This is a genomic window from Klebsiella sp. H-Nf2 (assembly GCF_002806645.1).
GTDB classification, from domain to species: Bacteria; Pseudomonadota; Gammaproteobacteria; order Enterobacterales; family Enterobacteriaceae; genus Klebsiella; species Klebsiella variicola.
In genome coordinates this window covers 280,778-295,767 of record NZ_PIBL01000002.1, presented here as the reverse complement: position 1 = coordinate 295,767, position 14,990 = coordinate 280,778, and the positions used below count along the sequence as shown (strand labels likewise).

Below are 14,990 nucleotides of genomic sequence, written 5' to 3'. Positions count from 1 at the left end.
CGCTGAAAAACAGGCGGGTTTCCCCGCCTGAACTGAATTACTGCTTAGCGCGCTCTTCGAGCATCGCTACTGCCGGCAGGACTTTGCCTTCGACGAATTCAAGGAACGCGCCGCCGCCAGTGGAGATGTAGGAGATTTTGTCAGCGATGCCGAACAGGTCGATCGCTGCCAGGGTGTCACCGCCGCCGGCGATGGAGAAACCTTCGCTGTCCGCGATAGCGTTAGCCACGATCTCAGTCCCTTTACGGAAGTTCGGGAATTCGAATACACCGACCGGGCCATTCCACAGGATGGTTTTGGCATTTTTCAGGATATCAGCCAGTTTCTGTGCGGAAACGTCGCCAAGGTCGAGGATCTGCTCTTCATCTTTAATGTCGTTAACAGACTTCAGGGTTGCAGTCGCGGTTTCGGAGAACTCAGTCGCCACGCGAACGTCCGTCGGAACCGGGATATCACAGGTGCTCAGCAGGCGCTTAGCTTCATCAACCAGGTCTGCTTCGTACAGGGATTTACCGACGTTGTGGCCCTGGGCAGCAACGAAGGTGTTGGCGATACCACCGCCGACGATCAGCTGGTCAGCGATTTTAGACAGGGAATCCAGCACGGTCAGTTTGGTGGACACTTTAGAACCACCCACGATAGCGACCATCGGACGAGCCGGCTCTTTCAGCGCTTTACCCAGCGCGTCCAGTTCAGCGGCCAGCAGCGGGCCTGCGCACGCCACGTCAGCAAATTTGCCGATGCCGTGGGTGGAAGCCTGCGCACGGTGCGCAGTACCGAAAGCGTCCATGACGAACACGTCACACAGCGCGGCGTATTTTTTGGACAGCGCTTCGTCGTCTTTTTTCTCGCCTTTGTTGAAGCGAACGTTTTCCAGAACCACCAGCTCACCGGCAGCCACTTCCACGCCGTCCAAGTAGTCTTTAACCAGACGTACCGGGTTGGACAGTTTGTCTTTCAGGTAATTAACAACCGGCAGCAGAGAGAATTCTTCGTTGTACTCGCCTTCGGTCGGACGACCCAGGTGAGAAGTAACCATGACTTTCGCGCCCTGCTTCAGCGCCAGTTCAATGGTCGGCAGAGATGCACGGATACGTGCGTCGCTGGTTACTTTCCCGTCTTTAACTGGTACGTTCAGATCCGCACGGATAAAAACGCGTTTACCAGCCAGATCCAGATCGGTCATCTTAATTACAGACATGGTGAATCCTCTCGTTGATTCATAAAGTTTTGTCGACGTTTACGCGTCGAACCTGAAACCAATAGCCGCCATCGCTAACGTCGTGTCGAGCATTCGGTTAGCAAAGCCCCATTCGTTATCGCACCAGACCAGCGTTTTGATCAGATGCGCGCCACTGACCCGGGTTTGCGTGCCATCAACAATAGCACTGTGCGGATCGTGGTTAAAATCTGTCGAGACCAACGGTAATTCCGTATAGTCAACTATACCATGAAATGCACCTTGTGCTGCTTTTTGCAGCAACTGGTTGACTTCACATGCTTTTACCGGTTTTTTCACCGTCACGCTCAGGTCAATTGCCGTCACGTTTATCGTCGGTACTCGCACGGCAATCGCTTCAAAACGGTCGTTAAACTGCGGGAAAATACGGGTGATCCCTGCCGCCAGTTTGGTATCCACCGGAATGATCGACTGGCTGGCCGCGCGGGTACGCCGTAGATCCGGATGGTAGGCGTCAATCACCTGCTGGTCATGCATCGCCGAGTGGATAGTAGTGACGGTGCCGGACTCGATGCCATAGGCATCATCTAACAATTTAATGACCGGAATAATGCAGTTGGTAGTACAGGAAGCGTTGGAGACAATGCGGTGCTCGGCGCGGAGCTCGTCCTGATTAACGCCATAGACCACCGTCGCGTCGAGATCGTTGCCGCCAGGATGGGAGAAGAGCACTTTCTTCGCGCCAGCCTGCAGATGGGCTTCGCCGTGTTCACGACTACCGTATACGCCGGTGCAGTCGAGCACCACGTCAACCGCCAGCTCGCGCCAGGGCAACGCCGCAATGGTCGGCTCGTGTAACAGGCGGATGGCATCATCGCCAACAAACAGCTGCTCGCGCTCCTGGCGGACATCCCAGGCGAAGCGGCCATGGCTGGTATCATATTTCAACAAATGCGCGATACCCGCCGCATCAGCCAGCTCATTGATTGCCACCACGGTGATTTCCGCACGACGCCCGGATTCATACAAAGCGCGAACCACGTTGCGTCCTATGCGACCGAAGCCATTAATCGCGATGCGAATGGTCATAGATCTCCTGCAAGGCTAACCCTGTTTTGAGGTGGCTGACAGAGTAATCCAGCAACGCTCTGAGGGGAACCTTACCAGCTGCAAACTGCGACTGATTGATTAATTGTCGAACATTTAAACGACTGAAACGCTTCAGCTAGAATAAGCGAAACAAGGAATAAAAGGAATGTTTGTCCAGCGCAATAAACCAGCTACATGACTTGCGTCACATTTCCTTTGGAATAATTCACAGGGTAGTTACATGTTCGAAGAATAGTGCATACAAAAAAGCCGGGTGGCGAGGTAAAAGCAAAACGGTAACCCAGGGGTTACCGTTTTTGGTGTTTGCACCCTCTCCTGTGGGAGAGGGTTGGGGTGAGGACATCAGCCCGCACCGTACCAGCCATTACAGCAGTGCTTTGGCTTTAGCAACCACGTTGTCGACGGTGAAGCCGAACTCTTCGAACAGCTGCTCAGCCGGTGCAGACTCACCGAAGGTGGTCATGCCAACGATAGCGCCGTTCAGGCCAACGTATTTGAACCAGTAGTCAGCGATACCGGCTTCTACCGCGACGCGGGCAGAAACGGCTTTCGGCAGTACGGATTCGCGATAAGCGGCATCCTGCTTGTCGAACGCGTCAGTGGACGGCATGGAGACCACGCGCGCCTTCACGCCTTCGGCAGTCAGTTTGTCCCACGCGGCAACCGCCAGCTCTACTTCTGAACCGGTGGCGATGAAGATCAGCTCCGGCTGGCCGGCACAATCTTTCAGCACGTAACCGCCGCGAGCGACGTTTGCCAGCTGCTCTGCGGTACGCTCCTGCTGCGCCAGGTTCTGACGGGACAGAATCAGCGCGGTCGGGCCGTCGTGACGCTCTACGCCATATTTCCACGCAATCGCGGATTCAACCTGGTCACACGGACGCCAGGTGGACATATTCGGGGTCACGCGCAGGGAAGCCACCTGCTCTACCGGCTGGTGAGTCGGGCCGTCTTCGCCCAGACCGATGGAGTCGTGGGTGTAGACCATCACCTGACGCTGTTTCATCAGCGCGGCCATACGTACCGCATTACGCGCGTACTCCACGAACATCAGGAAGGTGGAGGTGTACGGCAGGAAACCGCCGTGCAGCGCGATACCGTTGGCGATAGCGGTCATACCGAATTCACGCACGCCGTAGTGAATGTAGTTACCGGCAGTGTCTTCGTTGATCGGCTTAGAACCAGACCACAGGGTCAGGTTGGACGGCGCCAGGTCAGCGGAGCCGCCGAGGAATTCCGGCAGCAGCGGGCCAAACGCTTCAATCGCGTTCTGCGATGCTTTACGGCTGGCGATTTTCGCCGGGTTCGCCTGCAGCTTAGCGATGAATTCGTTGGCTTTGGCGTCGAAGTCAGACGGCATCTCACCTTTCATACGACGGGTGAATTCGGCCGCTTCCTGCGGGAAGGCCTTGGCATAGGCAGCGAACTTCTCATTCCATGCGGCTTCTTTTGCCTGGCCAGCTTCTTTTGCATCCCACTGCGCATAGATGTCAGACGGGATGTCAAACGGCGCGTGTTTCCAGCCCAGCACTTCGCGGGTCAGCGCGATTTCTGCGTCGCCCAGCGGTGCGCCGTGGGAGTCGTGGGTACCGGCTTTGTTCGGCGAACCAAAACCAATGATGGTTTTGCACATCAGCAGGGACGGTTTGTCGGTGACCGCACGCGCTTCTTCTACTGCGCGTTTGATGGCGTCAGCGTCGTGACCGTCAACGCCGCGCACCACGTGCCAGCCGTAGGCTTCAAAGCGTTTCGCGGTATCGTCGGTGAACCAACCTTCAACGTGGCCGTCGATGGAGATGCCGTTGTCATCATAGAAGGCCACCAGTTTGCCCAGTTTCAGGGTACCGGCCAGGGAGCACACTTCGTGAGAGATGCCTTCCATCATGCAGCCGTCGCCCATGAAGGCGTAGGTGAAGTGGTCGACGATGTCGTGGCCCGGACGGTTGAACTGCGCCGCCAGGGTCTTCTCGGCGATAGCCATCCCGACCGCGTTAGCGATACCCTGGCCCAGCGGACCGGTGGTAGTTTCCACGCCCGCGGTGTAGCCGACTTCCGGGTGGCCCGGCGTCTTAGAGTGCAGCTGGCGGAAGTTTTTCAGCTCTTCAATCGGCAGATCGTAGCCAGTGAGGTGCAGCAGGCTGTAAATCAGCATCGAACCATGGCCATTTGACAACACAAAACGGTCACGGTCAGCCCAGGCCGGATTGTTCGGGTTATGGTTCAGGAAATCACGCCACAGCACTTCGGCAATGTCAGCCATACCCATCGGGGCCCCCGGGTGGCCGGATTTGGCTTTCTGTACAGCGTCCATGCTCAGCGCACGAATAGCGTTAGCAAGCTCTTTACGTGAGGACATTTTGACTCCAGTTCGGACTGTTGAAGGCCATGCCCTTAACGACTTGACGAGAGCGCGTTTTGGGCTACGCCGGAAAAAAGTGTGAACAATGTAACCCAAGCGACAAGTCATGTACATGGAGCATCCTTTTGCCCTTTAAGAAATCTCTGGAACAGGTTGTGCTACCCCGGAATCCGCTCGCCCGCATCCTGCGATACTCTTTATAATTTAGGCAGAATACGGTTCCCTGCCGTCGCCGTATTTTCGGATAAACAACCATAAGATTGTGGAAGATAAAAAATGAAAATTCGCTCAACCGTACTTGCTCTTGGGATCGCAGCAACCCTCACCGGATGTCAGAACATGGACTCCAATGGTCTGCTCAGCTCAGGCGCCGAAGCCTTCCAGGCGTACTCCCTCAGCGACGCGCAGGTGAAAACCTTAAGCGACCAGGCCTGTAAAGAGATGGACGCCAAAGCGAAAATCGCCCCGGCCAGTAGTGAATACAGCCAGCGTCTGAGCAAAATCGCGACCGCGCTGGGCGATAACATCAATGGCCAGCCAGTGAACTACAAAGTCTATGAGACCAAGGATGTGAACGCCTTCGCGATGGCGAACGGCTGCATCCGCGTTTACAGCGGGCTGATGGACCTGATGAACGATAATGAAGTTGAAGCGGTTATCGGCCACGAAATGGGCCACGTTGCGCTGGGCCACGTGAAGAAAGGCATGCAGGTCGCGCTGGGCACCAACGCCGTGCGTGCGGCGGCGGCCTCCGCCGGCGGCATCGTCGGCAGCCTGTCGCAGTCGCAGCTGGGCGATTTAGGCGAAAAACTGGTGAACTCACAGTTCTCCCAGCGTCAGGAATCGGAAGCGGATGACTACTCTTATGACCTGCTGCGTAAGCGCGGCATCAATCCGTCGGGACTGGCCACCAGCTTCGAAAAACTGGCCAAGCTGGAAGCCGGTCGTCAGAGCTCTATGTTTGACGATCACCCAGCCTCAGAAGCGCGCGCCCAGCATATTCGCGATCGCATGAAAGCCGACGGGATTAAATAATCGACAGCGGGAGGCATTATCGCCTCCCTTTTTTATATCCCTGTAAAAATATTTAGCCGCATAAATTGATAATTTAAGCGCACAAACCGTTAATTATTGCTACACCTCGTCACAGCCAATTATTTTAAGCGCTGTCACTCAGCAAGATATTATTTGGCAAATAAAAAACAGCGTACACAATCCGCCTTTCAGAACCGCGTTCCGCCAGATAATAAAATAGTCCACCCCTCTTCGCCAAACGCAGCCGGCGTGCGCCACACAGCTTGTTTCCTGGCGATACCATTGCTCACACAATGATTGCTTTCGACATTATTTCAGGAGAATATCGCGACTGCAGTGATTCCCTTGAATATATCGACAGACAGAGAAGTGCCTTCAGTGAAAAAAGAGTTATCGTTAATCGCACTTGGCATAATTGCCGCCGCACCGACTTTCGCCAGCCAACAATCCGCCAGTCAGGGCTTTATTGACGACAGCCATCTGGATCTCTTTTTGCGTAACGCGTATATCAAACGTGATTATCGCGATGGGTTGCCGGATAAAGCCGAATGGGGCCAGGGGATTATCGCCACCTTCGAATCGGGCTTTACCCAGGGACCGGTCGGCTTTGGCGTGGACGGTATCGCCCAGTATGCGGTGCGCCTTGACGGCGGTCGCGGGCGCAGCGGCGCGGGCGGGATCGACTTTTTCGCCCAGGATGACGACGGTCGCGCGAAATCCGACCTCGCGAAATTCGGCGCTACCGGCAAAATGCGCTTTTCGAATACCGTGCTCAGCTACGGCAGCCAGCGGCCGATGCTGCCCATCGTCTACGCTGACGATTCACGCCTGCTGTACGAGAGCTATACCGGCACCATGCTCACCTCCCGCGAAATCGACGGTCTGGAAATTAACGCCGGCTACCTGACCGATCAGCAGCGCAAAAGCGACGACAGCCATAACAGCGGCCTGAAAAGCCTGACCTTCGGCGGGGCAAGCTACCGGTTCAACGACCAGCTCAGCGGCGCGCTGTACGCGTCACACGTCGAAGATGTGCTGAACAAACAGTATCTTGGCCTGAACTATAAGCAGCCGTTCGCCGCCAACCAACAGCTGGTTCTCGATTTCAACGGCTATAACTCACGCCTGGATCAAGAATATGCCGACGCCAATGACACCGGGCGCAGCAACAGCATCTGGAGCCTGGCCGCCAGCTACATCTGGGATATTCACACCTTTAAAGTCGCTTATCAGCAAAGCAGCGGCAGCACCGGTTACCACTACGGCGGTTACCAGAACCAGGGCGGCGTCGGCGATGGCGGGAACACCATCTGGCTGGCCAACTCCTACTGGTCTGATTTTAACGGTGAAGATGAACGCTCCTGGCAGGCATCGTACGGACTGGACTTTGCCGGGCTGGGATTACCGGGGCTGACCTGGACCACCGCCTACGTGCGCGGTGATAACATTAAAACGTCAGAGACCAGCAATGGCAAAGAACACGAATGGTTCAACCAGGTTCAATACCAGGTGCAAAACGGCGTGGCGAAAGATTTGAAATTCAGACTACGCTATTCGGTGCTGCGCGTTTCCAGCAACGCCAGCGACTATAACGTTAGCGGGAATGAAGTCCGGTTATACGTCGAATATCCGTTTAACGTGTTTTGACGCGATGATGACCCCTCTCCTGTGCGCCGGCCCTCTCCCGGCGCGCAGGAGTACTCGCCCGGTGCCTTGATAACCCCTCTGTGCCGCGCGCAACCCTCTCCCGGGAAGGGAGAGGGTCGGGGTTACCCGGCTTATTCGCCCTTCTTCGCCGCCTGGATGTAGAGCATTTCCAGAGCGAGGGTCGCCGCCGCCAGAGCGGTGATTTCGGACTGATCGTAGGCCGGAGCGACTTCCACCACGTCCATCCCAACGATGTTCAGATCCTTCAGGCCACGCACCAGTTTGATCGCCCGGTCTGAGGTCAACCCGCCGATAACCGGGGTCCCGGTGCCTGGCGCAAACGCCGGATCCAGACAGTCGATATCAAAGGTCAGGTACACCGGCATGTCGCCGACGATCTGCTTCACCTGGGCAATCACGTCATCAACGCTGCGGTCGTTGACCTGGCCGGCGTCCAGCACCGTAAAGCCATTATCTTTGTCGAACTCGGTACGGATACCGATCTGCACGGAGTGGTTCGGATCGATAAGCCCTTCGTTCGGCGCGGTATAGAACATGGTGCCGTGGTCGAACTCGCAGCCGTTGGCGTAAGTGTCGGTGTGGGCATCGAAGTGCACCAGCGCCATTTTACCGAAGTGCTTAGCGTGGGCGCGCAGCAGCGGCAGGGTAACAAAGTGGTCACCGCCGAAGGAGAGCATGCGCTTGCCTGCCGCCAGCAGTTTCTCGGCGTGGGCCTGCAGTTTCTCGCTCATTTCGCGCGCGTCGCCGAAGGCGTATACCAGATCGCCGCAGTCCACCACGTTCAGGCGTTCGCGCATGTCGAAGTTCCACGGGAAACGGTTGTGCTCCCAGGCGAGGTTAGTGGAAACCTGACGGATCGCCGCCGGACCATGACGGCCACCCGCGCGCCCGGAGGTCGCCATATCAAACGGCACGCCGGTGATGACCCAGTCCGCATCGCTTTCATACGGCATGAAGTTCATTGGCAAACGCAGAAAGCCAAAGGCGTTGGATACCAGGGAGTTATCGTATTGATGACCTAAAGTGCTCATGGATATGACCTCTTCTCGCAGTCGTGGAACGTAAAAAATAAGTATAAAAAAACCCCTCCGCGTCGTTAGGCCCGACGAGGAAGGGTTTGATAGATAAATCGCTTATTGGCGTGAATTATCGCCGGTAATGCATACGGGTTCAAGTGAGTATCGCATTCCGCCGGATGACGGCTTCGCCTTATCCGGCCTACCTTCGCAGGCCCGGTAAGCGCTACGCCACCGGGCATCAATGGTTACTCGTCTTCCAGATAAGTATAGCCGTACAGTCCCGCCTCAAACTCTTCGAGGAACTGCTGCTGCAGCGCGTCGTCCAGGCCGGTATTTTTCACCTGATCGCGGAACTGGGTCAGCAGCGTGTTCGGATCCAGCTGCACATACTGCAGCATATCCGCCACGGTATCGCCCTCGTCGGACAGCTCAACCTCAACGCTGCCGTCAGGGAAGACGAACACGTCCACCGCCTCGGTATCGCCGAACAGGTTATGCATGTTGCCGAGGATCTCCTGATAGGCGCCGACCATAAAGAAGCCCAGCATCGGCGGGTTCTCCGGGTCGTATTCCGGCATCGGCATGGTGGTGGCGATCCCGTCGCCGTCCACATAATGATCGATGGCGCCATCAGAGTCGCAGGTGATGTCCAGCAGCACTGCGCGGCGCTCCGGCGACTTGTTCAGCCCTTCCAGCGGCATGACCGGGAACAGCTGATCGATCCCCCAGGCATCCGGCATCGACTGGAACAGCGAGAAGTTGACGTAGATTTTATCCGCCATGCGTTCCTGCAGCTCATCGATGATGGGACGATGCGCGCGGTTGCTCGGGTCGAGCTGCTTCTGCACTTCATGACACATGTTCAGATACAGCTGCTCAGCCCAGGCGCGCTCCTGCAGGTTGAAAGTGCCGGAGGAGTAGCCGATATGGATATCGTGCAGGTCCATCTGGCTATCGTGCAGCCATTCGCGCAGCGAGCGGCGGTTGCCGGTCTCGTGCATTTCCAGCCAGGTTTCCCACATGCTCTGCAGCGGACGCGCGGCGTCTTCCGCCGGCGGGGTCGCCTCAGTGTATTCGTTACGCTCCACGCCGATAATGTTGGAAACCAGCACGGTATGGTGCGCTGTCACCGCGCGGCCGGATTCGGTGATCACCGTCGGGTGCGGCAGGCCGTTCTCTTCGCAGGCATCACCGATCGCCCAGATGATGTTGTTGGCGTATTCATTCAGACCGTAGTTCACCGAGCAGTCAGACTGCGAGCGGGTCCCTTCATAGTCCACCCCCAGACCGCCGCCGACGTCAAAGCACTGAATGTTGACGCCCAGCTTATGCAGTTCGACGTAGAAACGCGCCGATTCACGCACGCCAGTGGCGATGTCGCGAATGTTGGCCATCTGCGAACCGAGGTGGAAGTGCAGCAGTTGCAGGCTCTCAAGATGCCCTGCGGCACGCAGGATCTCGACCAGCTGTAGTACCTGGGTCGCCGCGAGGCCAAACTTGGACTTCTCTCCGCCGGAGGATTGCCATTTGCCGGAGCCCTGCGAGGCCAGACGCGCACGCACGCCAAGGCGCGGCACCACGTTCAGGCGCTCGGCCTCTTCCAGCACGATGGCGATCTCGGACATCTTCTCGATGACCAGATAGACCTTGTGGCCCATCTTCTCGCCCACCAGCGCCAGGCGGATATATTCGCGGTCTTTATAGCCGTTACAGACGATGACGCTGCGGGTCATCCCGGCGTGCGCCAGCACGGCCATCAGTTCCGCTTTCGAACCGGCTTCCAGTCCCAGCGGCTCGCCGGAATGGATCAGCGATTCAATCACGCGACGGTGCTGGTTAACCTTAATCGGGTAGACGAGGAAGTAATCGCCGTTATAACCGTACGATTCACGCGCGCGTTTGAAGGCGGCGTTGATCGAGCGCAGGCGGTGCTGCAGGATCTGCGGGAAGCAGAACAGCGCCGGCAAACGTTGCCCTTGCGCCTCGCGGGCTTTGACTAATTCCGCGAGGTCCACGCGCGCTTCCGGGACGTCCGGATCCGGGCAAACGCTGATGTGGCCCAGTTCGTTGACGTCATAATAGTTATTGCCCCACCAGGCAATATTATAAGTACGCAGCATCTTGCTGGCTTCCTGGGAGCTCATCGCTACCTCCTGCATGGAACGTAGTACACCGTGTTCGCCTGCTGACGAAGGCGAAACCATAGACATGTCGTCAGACATAGCGAACCTCAATTTTTAATAATAAGTGTAAGACAGTTAACTACTATCGCAGTCCAAAGATGCGATAACAACCCATGAACAGTCCTAAAGCCCAGCACTATCTGCTGGTTTTGCGACTGCGCGACCGGTTTCTTATTCATATCATCGTAAAACACGTAGCCGAACAGAGTATGACAGTCCGGAGAAACCACGAGAAAACTCTTGCCTGGCAAGAGCGCCCTTGTTCAGTTTTCTGACGACCGACCGGCCCTGGAATCCTGAGAAGCGCCGAGATGGGGTGAACATCGGCTGGTTTGCATGAGAGAGATGCAGGTTGCGGAGTGCTGACGCGCGACAGAACGACGCGACGAATCAAGCGAAAAACGTTGGTTCATTATCTGGTATCACCTCCACACCGCCCTGCGACAGGGTCGGCGACAAGCCAAAGCTATACATACCGGGCAACAGGCGCTACGCCGCTGCGAGATTCTGTAAATACAGACTGCTTAACCCGGCTGGAAGTGGCACCACAGGGCGATGCCCCGTGCGCTTTTTTAATGAGCCGCGCGCGGCGTTTTATACCGAGAAGCAGGGTAAAAAGCAAAATAAAAATGTGTGCGTTTGCGTGGTTGTCAGGAAAATTTGCCAGGCGGGTTTTCCCATAAATGCGACCGCCATCAAAAAAGGCTGGAAATGGGCTCAAGAATTGACCTAAAATAGCCATCCAGAAGTTAATCCGTCTATACTGATTAACACTCAGACTGCTCGTGTCGCTACCTGCGCGGCTTTGCGCTGATTATCCACCAAAGCCACATTACACAACAGTATGAGCTATCCGAATCGTCCACAGGTGAAATAAAATATGGCAAAACACCTTTTTACGTCTGAGTCCGTATCAGAAGGGCATCCTGACAAAATTGCTGACCAAATCTCTGATGCCGTGCTGGATGCGATCCTCGAGCAGGATCCGAAAGCACGTGTCGCATGTGAAACCTATGTCAAAACCGGCATGGTGCTGGTAGGCGGCGAAATCACCACCAGCGCATGGGTTGATATCGAAGAGATCACCCGTAACACCGTCCGCGAAATTGGCTACGTGCATTCCGATATGGGCTTTGACGCCAACTCGTGTGCCGTTCTGAGCGCCATTGGTAAACAGTCTCCGGACATCAACCAGGGCGTTGACCGTGCCGACCCGCTGGAACAGGGCGCAGGCGACCAGGGTTTGATGTTTGGCTATGCGACCAACGAAACCGACGTGCTAATGCCGGCGCCGGTGACCTATGCTCACCGTCTGGTGCAGCGCCAGGCTGAAGTGCGTAAAAACGGCACCCTGCCGTGGCTGCGTCCGGATGCGAAAAGCCAGGTGACCTTCCAGTATGACGACGGCAAAATCGTCGGCATCGATGCGGTGGTTCTGTCCACGCAGCATGCGGAAGATATCGACCAGAAATCTCTGCAGGAAGCGGTGATGGAAGAGATCATCAAGCCGACCCTGCCGACCGAATGGCTGAGCGCTTCGACCAAGTTCTTCATCAACCCGACCGGACGTTTCGTTATCGGCGGCCCGATGGGCGACTGCGGTCTGACCGGTCGTAAGATCATCGTTGATACCTACGGCGGCATGGCTCGTCATGGCGGCGGCGCGTTCTCCGGTAAAGATCCGTCTAAAGTTGACCGTTCCGCAGCCTACGCGGCGCGCTATGTGGCGAAAAACATCGTTGCCGCAGGCCTGGCCGACCGCTGTGAAATCCAGGTCTCCTACGCTATCGGCGTTGCTGAACCGACTTCCATCATGGTGGAAACCTTTGGCACCGAGAAAGTGCCTTCTGAACAGCTGACCCTGCTGGTGCGCGAGTTCTTCGATCTGCGTCCGTACGGCCTGATTCAGATGCTGGACCTGCTGCACCCGATCTACAAAGAAACCGCTGCCTACGGTCACTTTGGTCGCGAGCATTTCCCATGGGAAAAAACCGACAAAGCGGCTCTGCTGCGCGAAGCGGCCGGTCTGAAATAACCTCCCCGTTTCCTCTCTTCAAGGCCAGCCTCGCGCTGGCCTTTTTGTTTCCGTCGCCCTCCCCCTGCGCCTCGCTTCAGCGGAACGCTGCAACATGATGAAAGCGATTACATAGTGATGAATGCCACTTCCTGCCTACAGCAGGCATTTCATGCGTGTTTTTTTCACAATGTTACATATTGTTTCGGTCAACTCTGATTACCGTTTTTCAAATTGTCGACTATCCTTGCATATACTGCTGATTTAAAAAGCATTTAATGCATTACGTTTCTTTACCTTTGTGTAAACGATTACACAGCAGTGACTATAATCACGTTTTTTTACCGTCGAGTGTCCTACCCTAACCATCGACAGAATCAATAACTCAACTGGAGGGCGTTATGCCTGACAACAAAAAACAAGGGCGTTCGAACAAGACCATGACGTTCTTCGTCTGCTTCCTCGCCGCACTGGCTGGCCTGCTGTTCGGCCTTGATATCGGTGTTATTGCGGGTGCCTTACCCTTTATTGCCAATGAGTTCCAGATTTCAGCCCATACCCAGGAGTGGGTGGTCAGCTCCATGATGTTCGGTGCCGCCGTCGGTGCGGTCGGCAGCGGCTGGCTCTCCTTCAAACTGGGCCGTAAAAAAAGCCTGATGATCGGCGCCATCCTCTTTGTCGCCGGCTCTCTGTTCTCCGCTGCCGCGCCAAACGTCGAGATCCTACTGGTTTCCCGCGTGCTGCTGGGCCTGGCGGTGGGCGTTGCCTCTTATACTGCACCGCTGTATCTGTCGGAAATTGCGCCAGAGAAAATTCGCGGCAGTATGATTTCGATGTACCAGCTGATGATCACCATCGGGATCCTCGGCGCCTATCTCTCTGACACCGCCTTCAGCTACAGCGGCGCGTGGCGCTGGATGCTCGGTGTCATTATTATTCCGGCGATTTTACTGCTGATCGGTGTCATCTTCCTGCCGGACAGCCCGCGCTGGTTCGCTGCGAAACGTCGCTTCGTCGATGCTGAACGCGTGCTGCTGCGTCTGCGCGATACCAGCGCCGAAGCGAAACGTGAGCTTGACGAGATCCGTGAAAGCCTGAAGGTGAAACAGTCCGGCTGGTCGCTGTTCAAAGACAACAGCAACTTCCGCCGTGCGGTGTTCCTCGGTATTCTGCTGCAGGTGATGCAGCAGTTCACCGGCATGAACGTCATCATGTACTACGCACCGAAGATTTTTGAGCTGGCGGGCTATGCCAACACCACCGAGCAGATGTGGGGGACGGTGATCGTCGGTCTGACCAACGTGCTGGCCACCTTTATCGCTATCGGTCTGGTCGACCGCTGGGGTCGTAAACCGACGCTAATCCTCGGCTTTATCGTGATGGCCGCGGGCATGGGCGTGCTGGGTAGCATGATGCACATCGGCATTCACTCCTCTACCGCGCAGTACATCGCCGTCCTGATGCTGCTGATGTTCATCGTCGGTTTCGCCATGAGTGCCGGTCCGCTGATTTGGGTACTGTGTTCCGAAATCCAGCCGCTGAAAGGCCGCGACTTCGGCATCACCTGCTCCACAGCGACCAACTGGATTGCCAATATGATTGTCGGCGCCACCTTCCTGACCATGCTCAACTCGCTGGGCAGCGCCAATACCTTCTGGGTGTACGGCGGTCTGAACGTGCTGTTTATCCTGCTGACTATCTGGCTGATTCCGGAAACCAAAAACGTCTCGCTGGAACATATTGAACGTAACCTGATGCAGGGCCGTCCGCTGCGCGAAATCGGCGCCCGCGACTAACCCGCCTGAGCTTCCTCCCCTCCCGGGAGGAAGCTTCCTCTTGCTCTCCCCTGCCCGTCGCACTATCCTCTGGCGCTATGAAAACACCCCGTATTCCCATCGCTATTCAGCAGGCCGTGATGCGCAGCCTGCGGGAGCATCTCGCCAAAGCGAACCTCAAACTGGAACGCCGCTACGCTGAGCCGGCGCTGGTCTACCAGCAGCGCGGTACCTCCGCCGGCACCGCCTGGCTGGAGAAAAACGAAATTCGTTTAAACCCGGTGCTGCTGCTGGAAAATCAGCAGGAGTTTATCGATGAAGTGGTACCGCATGAGCTGGCGCACCTGCTGGTCTGGCAGCACTTTGGCCGCGTCGCGCCGCATGGTAAAGAGTGGAAATGGATGATGGAGAGCGTCCTTGGCGTTCCCGCGCGTCGCACCCACCGTTTTGAACTCGATTCGGTCCGCCAGAACACCTTCCCCTATCGCTGTCGCTGTCAGCAGCATCAGCTCACCGTCCGTCGCCATAACCGGGTGGTGCGCGGCGAGGCCACCTACCGCTGCGTTCACTGCGGCGATCTGCTGGTGGCTGAAAAATAACCATCAGAATTTATTAGAAACTTTCTGATCTGACTGATTGCATCCAGC

12 protein-coding genes are annotated in these 14,990 nt (G+C 56.3%); 5 read left to right on the top strand and 7 right to left on the bottom strand.

Annotated features, from left to right (window positions below):
• Positions 1-37: 37 nt before the first annotated feature.
• The 3 genes from pgk to tkt form a co-directional block, all read right to left on the bottom strand.
• Positions 38-1,201 carry a phosphoglycerate kinase gene (gene pgk, locus CWM58_RS08135; protein WP_039102545.1) on the bottom strand — a complete coding sequence of 388 codons (1,164 nt, stop codon included), beginning with the start codon at positions 1,199-1,201 and terminating at the stop codon, positions 38-40.
• 39 nt (positions 1,202-1,240) lie between these two features.
• Positions 1,241-2,269, bottom strand: coding sequence for an erythrose-4-phosphate dehydrogenase (gene epd / locus CWM58_RS08130; RefSeq protein WP_061153339.1), 1,029 nt, complete (start codon positions 2,267-2,269; stop codon positions 1,241-1,243).
• Between the two features lie 385 nt (positions 2,270-2,654).
• A complete protein-coding gene (tkt, locus tag CWM58_RS08125) occupies positions 2,655-4,646 on the bottom strand; it encodes a transketolase (RefSeq protein ID WP_100680705.1) in 1,992 nt (663 codons plus the stop codon).
• Between the two features lie 279 nt (positions 4,647-4,925).
• Between tkt and CWM58_RS08120 the strand changes: the two genes are divergently transcribed.
• A complete protein-coding gene (locus tag CWM58_RS08120) occupies positions 4,926-5,684 on the top strand; it encodes a M48 family metallopeptidase (protein ID WP_012540572.1) in 759 nt (252 codons plus the stop codon).
• 378 nt (positions 5,685-6,062) lie between these two features.
• Positions 6,063-7,331, top strand: coding sequence for an OprD family outer membrane porin (locus CWM58_RS08115; protein WP_100680704.1), 1,269 nt, complete (start codon positions 6,063-6,065; stop codon positions 7,329-7,331).
• 131 nt (positions 7,332-7,462) lie between these two features.
• On the opposite strand, the gene speB is transcribed toward CWM58_RS08115, so the two are convergent.
• The 4 genes from speB to CWM58_RS29240 form a co-directional block, all read right to left on the bottom strand.
• Positions 7,463-8,383, bottom strand: coding sequence for an agmatinase (speB, locus tag CWM58_RS08110; RefSeq protein WP_002916572.1), 921 nt, complete (start codon positions 8,381-8,383; stop codon positions 7,463-7,465).
• 233 nt (positions 8,384-8,616) lie between these two features.
• A complete protein-coding gene (speA, locus tag CWM58_RS08105; RefSeq protein ID WP_008806456.1) occupies positions 8,617-10,593 on the bottom strand; it encodes a biosynthetic arginine decarboxylase in 1,977 nt (658 codons plus the stop codon).
• An 8-nt stretch (positions 10,594-10,601) separates the two neighbouring features.
• Positions 10,602-10,733, bottom strand: coding sequence for an acid stress response protein YqgB (yqgB, locus tag CWM58_RS08100; protein WP_002916578.1), 132 nt, complete (start codon positions 10,731-10,733; stop codon positions 10,602-10,604).
• 287 nt (positions 10,734-11,020) lie between these two features.
• On the bottom strand, positions 11,021-11,296 hold the full coding sequence (locus tag CWM58_RS29240) for a hypothetical protein (RefSeq protein ID WP_136027425.1): 276 nt from the start codon (positions 11,294-11,296) through the stop codon (positions 11,021-11,023).
• Between the two features lie 138 nt (positions 11,297-11,434).
• On the opposite strand from CWM58_RS29240, the gene metK reads away from it, so the two are divergent.
• The 3 genes from metK (at position 11,435) to CWM58_RS08080 (ending at position 14,942) form a co-directional block, all read left to right on the top strand.
• Positions 11,435-12,589, top strand: a complete 1,155-nt coding sequence (gene metK, locus CWM58_RS08090; RefSeq protein ID WP_061153336.1) for a methionine adenosyltransferase — start codon at positions 11,435-11,437, stop codon at positions 12,587-12,589.
• A 380-nt stretch (positions 12,590-12,969) separates the two neighbouring features.
• On the top strand, positions 12,970-14,364 hold the full coding sequence (locus tag CWM58_RS08085) for a sugar porter family MFS transporter (protein ID WP_061153335.1): 1,395 nt from the start codon (positions 12,970-12,972) through the stop codon (positions 14,362-14,364).
• 77 nt (positions 14,365-14,441) lie between these two features.
• Positions 14,442-14,942 (top strand): SprT family zinc-dependent metalloprotease, encoded by a 501-nt coding sequence (locus tag CWM58_RS08080; RefSeq protein ID WP_061153334.1) that lies wholly within the window; start codon positions 14,442-14,444, stop codon positions 14,940-14,942.
• Positions 14,943-14,990: the final 48 nt, after the last annotated feature.

What these genes read in the sequence shown, in the direction of transcription:
- tkt (WP_100680705.1), bottom strand. Translation starts at nt 4,646, where the DNA reads ATGTCCTCACGTAAAGAGCTTGCTAACGCTATTCGTGCGCTGAGCATG.
- speB (WP_002916572.1), bottom strand. Translation starts at nt 8,383, where the DNA reads ATGAGCACTTTAGGTCATCAATACGATAACTCCCTGGTATCCAACGCC.
- CWM58_RS29240 (WP_136027425.1), bottom strand. Translation starts at nt 11,296, where the DNA reads ATGGCTATTTTAGGTCAATTCTTGAGCCCATTTCCAGCCTTTTTTGAT.
- yqgB (WP_002916578.1), bottom strand. Translation starts at nt 10,733, where the DNA reads ATGAATAAGAAACCGGTCGCGCAGTCGCAAAACCAGCAGATAGTGCTG.
- epd (WP_061153339.1), bottom strand. Translation starts at nt 2,269, where the DNA reads ATGACCATTCGCATCGCGATTAATGGCTTCGGTCGCATAGGACGCAAC.
- pgk (WP_039102545.1), bottom strand. Translation starts at nt 1,201, where the DNA reads ATGTCTGTAATTAAGATGACCGATCTGGATCTGGCTGGTAAACGCGTT.
- CWM58_RS08080 (WP_061153334.1), top strand. Translation starts at nt 14,442, where the DNA reads ATGAAAACACCCCGTATTCCCATCGCTATTCAGCAGGCCGTGATGCGC.
- CWM58_RS08120 (WP_012540572.1), top strand. Translation starts at nt 4,926, where the DNA reads ATGAAAATTCGCTCAACCGTACTTGCTCTTGGGATCGCAGCAACCCTC.
- speA (WP_008806456.1), bottom strand. Translation starts at nt 10,593, where the DNA reads ATGTCTGACGACATGTCTATGGTTTCGCCTTCGTCAGCAGGCGAACAC.
- metK (WP_061153336.1), top strand. Translation starts at nt 11,435, where the DNA reads ATGGCAAAACACCTTTTTACGTCTGAGTCCGTATCAGAAGGGCATCCT.
- CWM58_RS08085 (WP_061153335.1), top strand. Translation starts at nt 12,970, where the DNA reads ATGCCTGACAACAAAAAACAAGGGCGTTCGAACAAGACCATGACGTTC.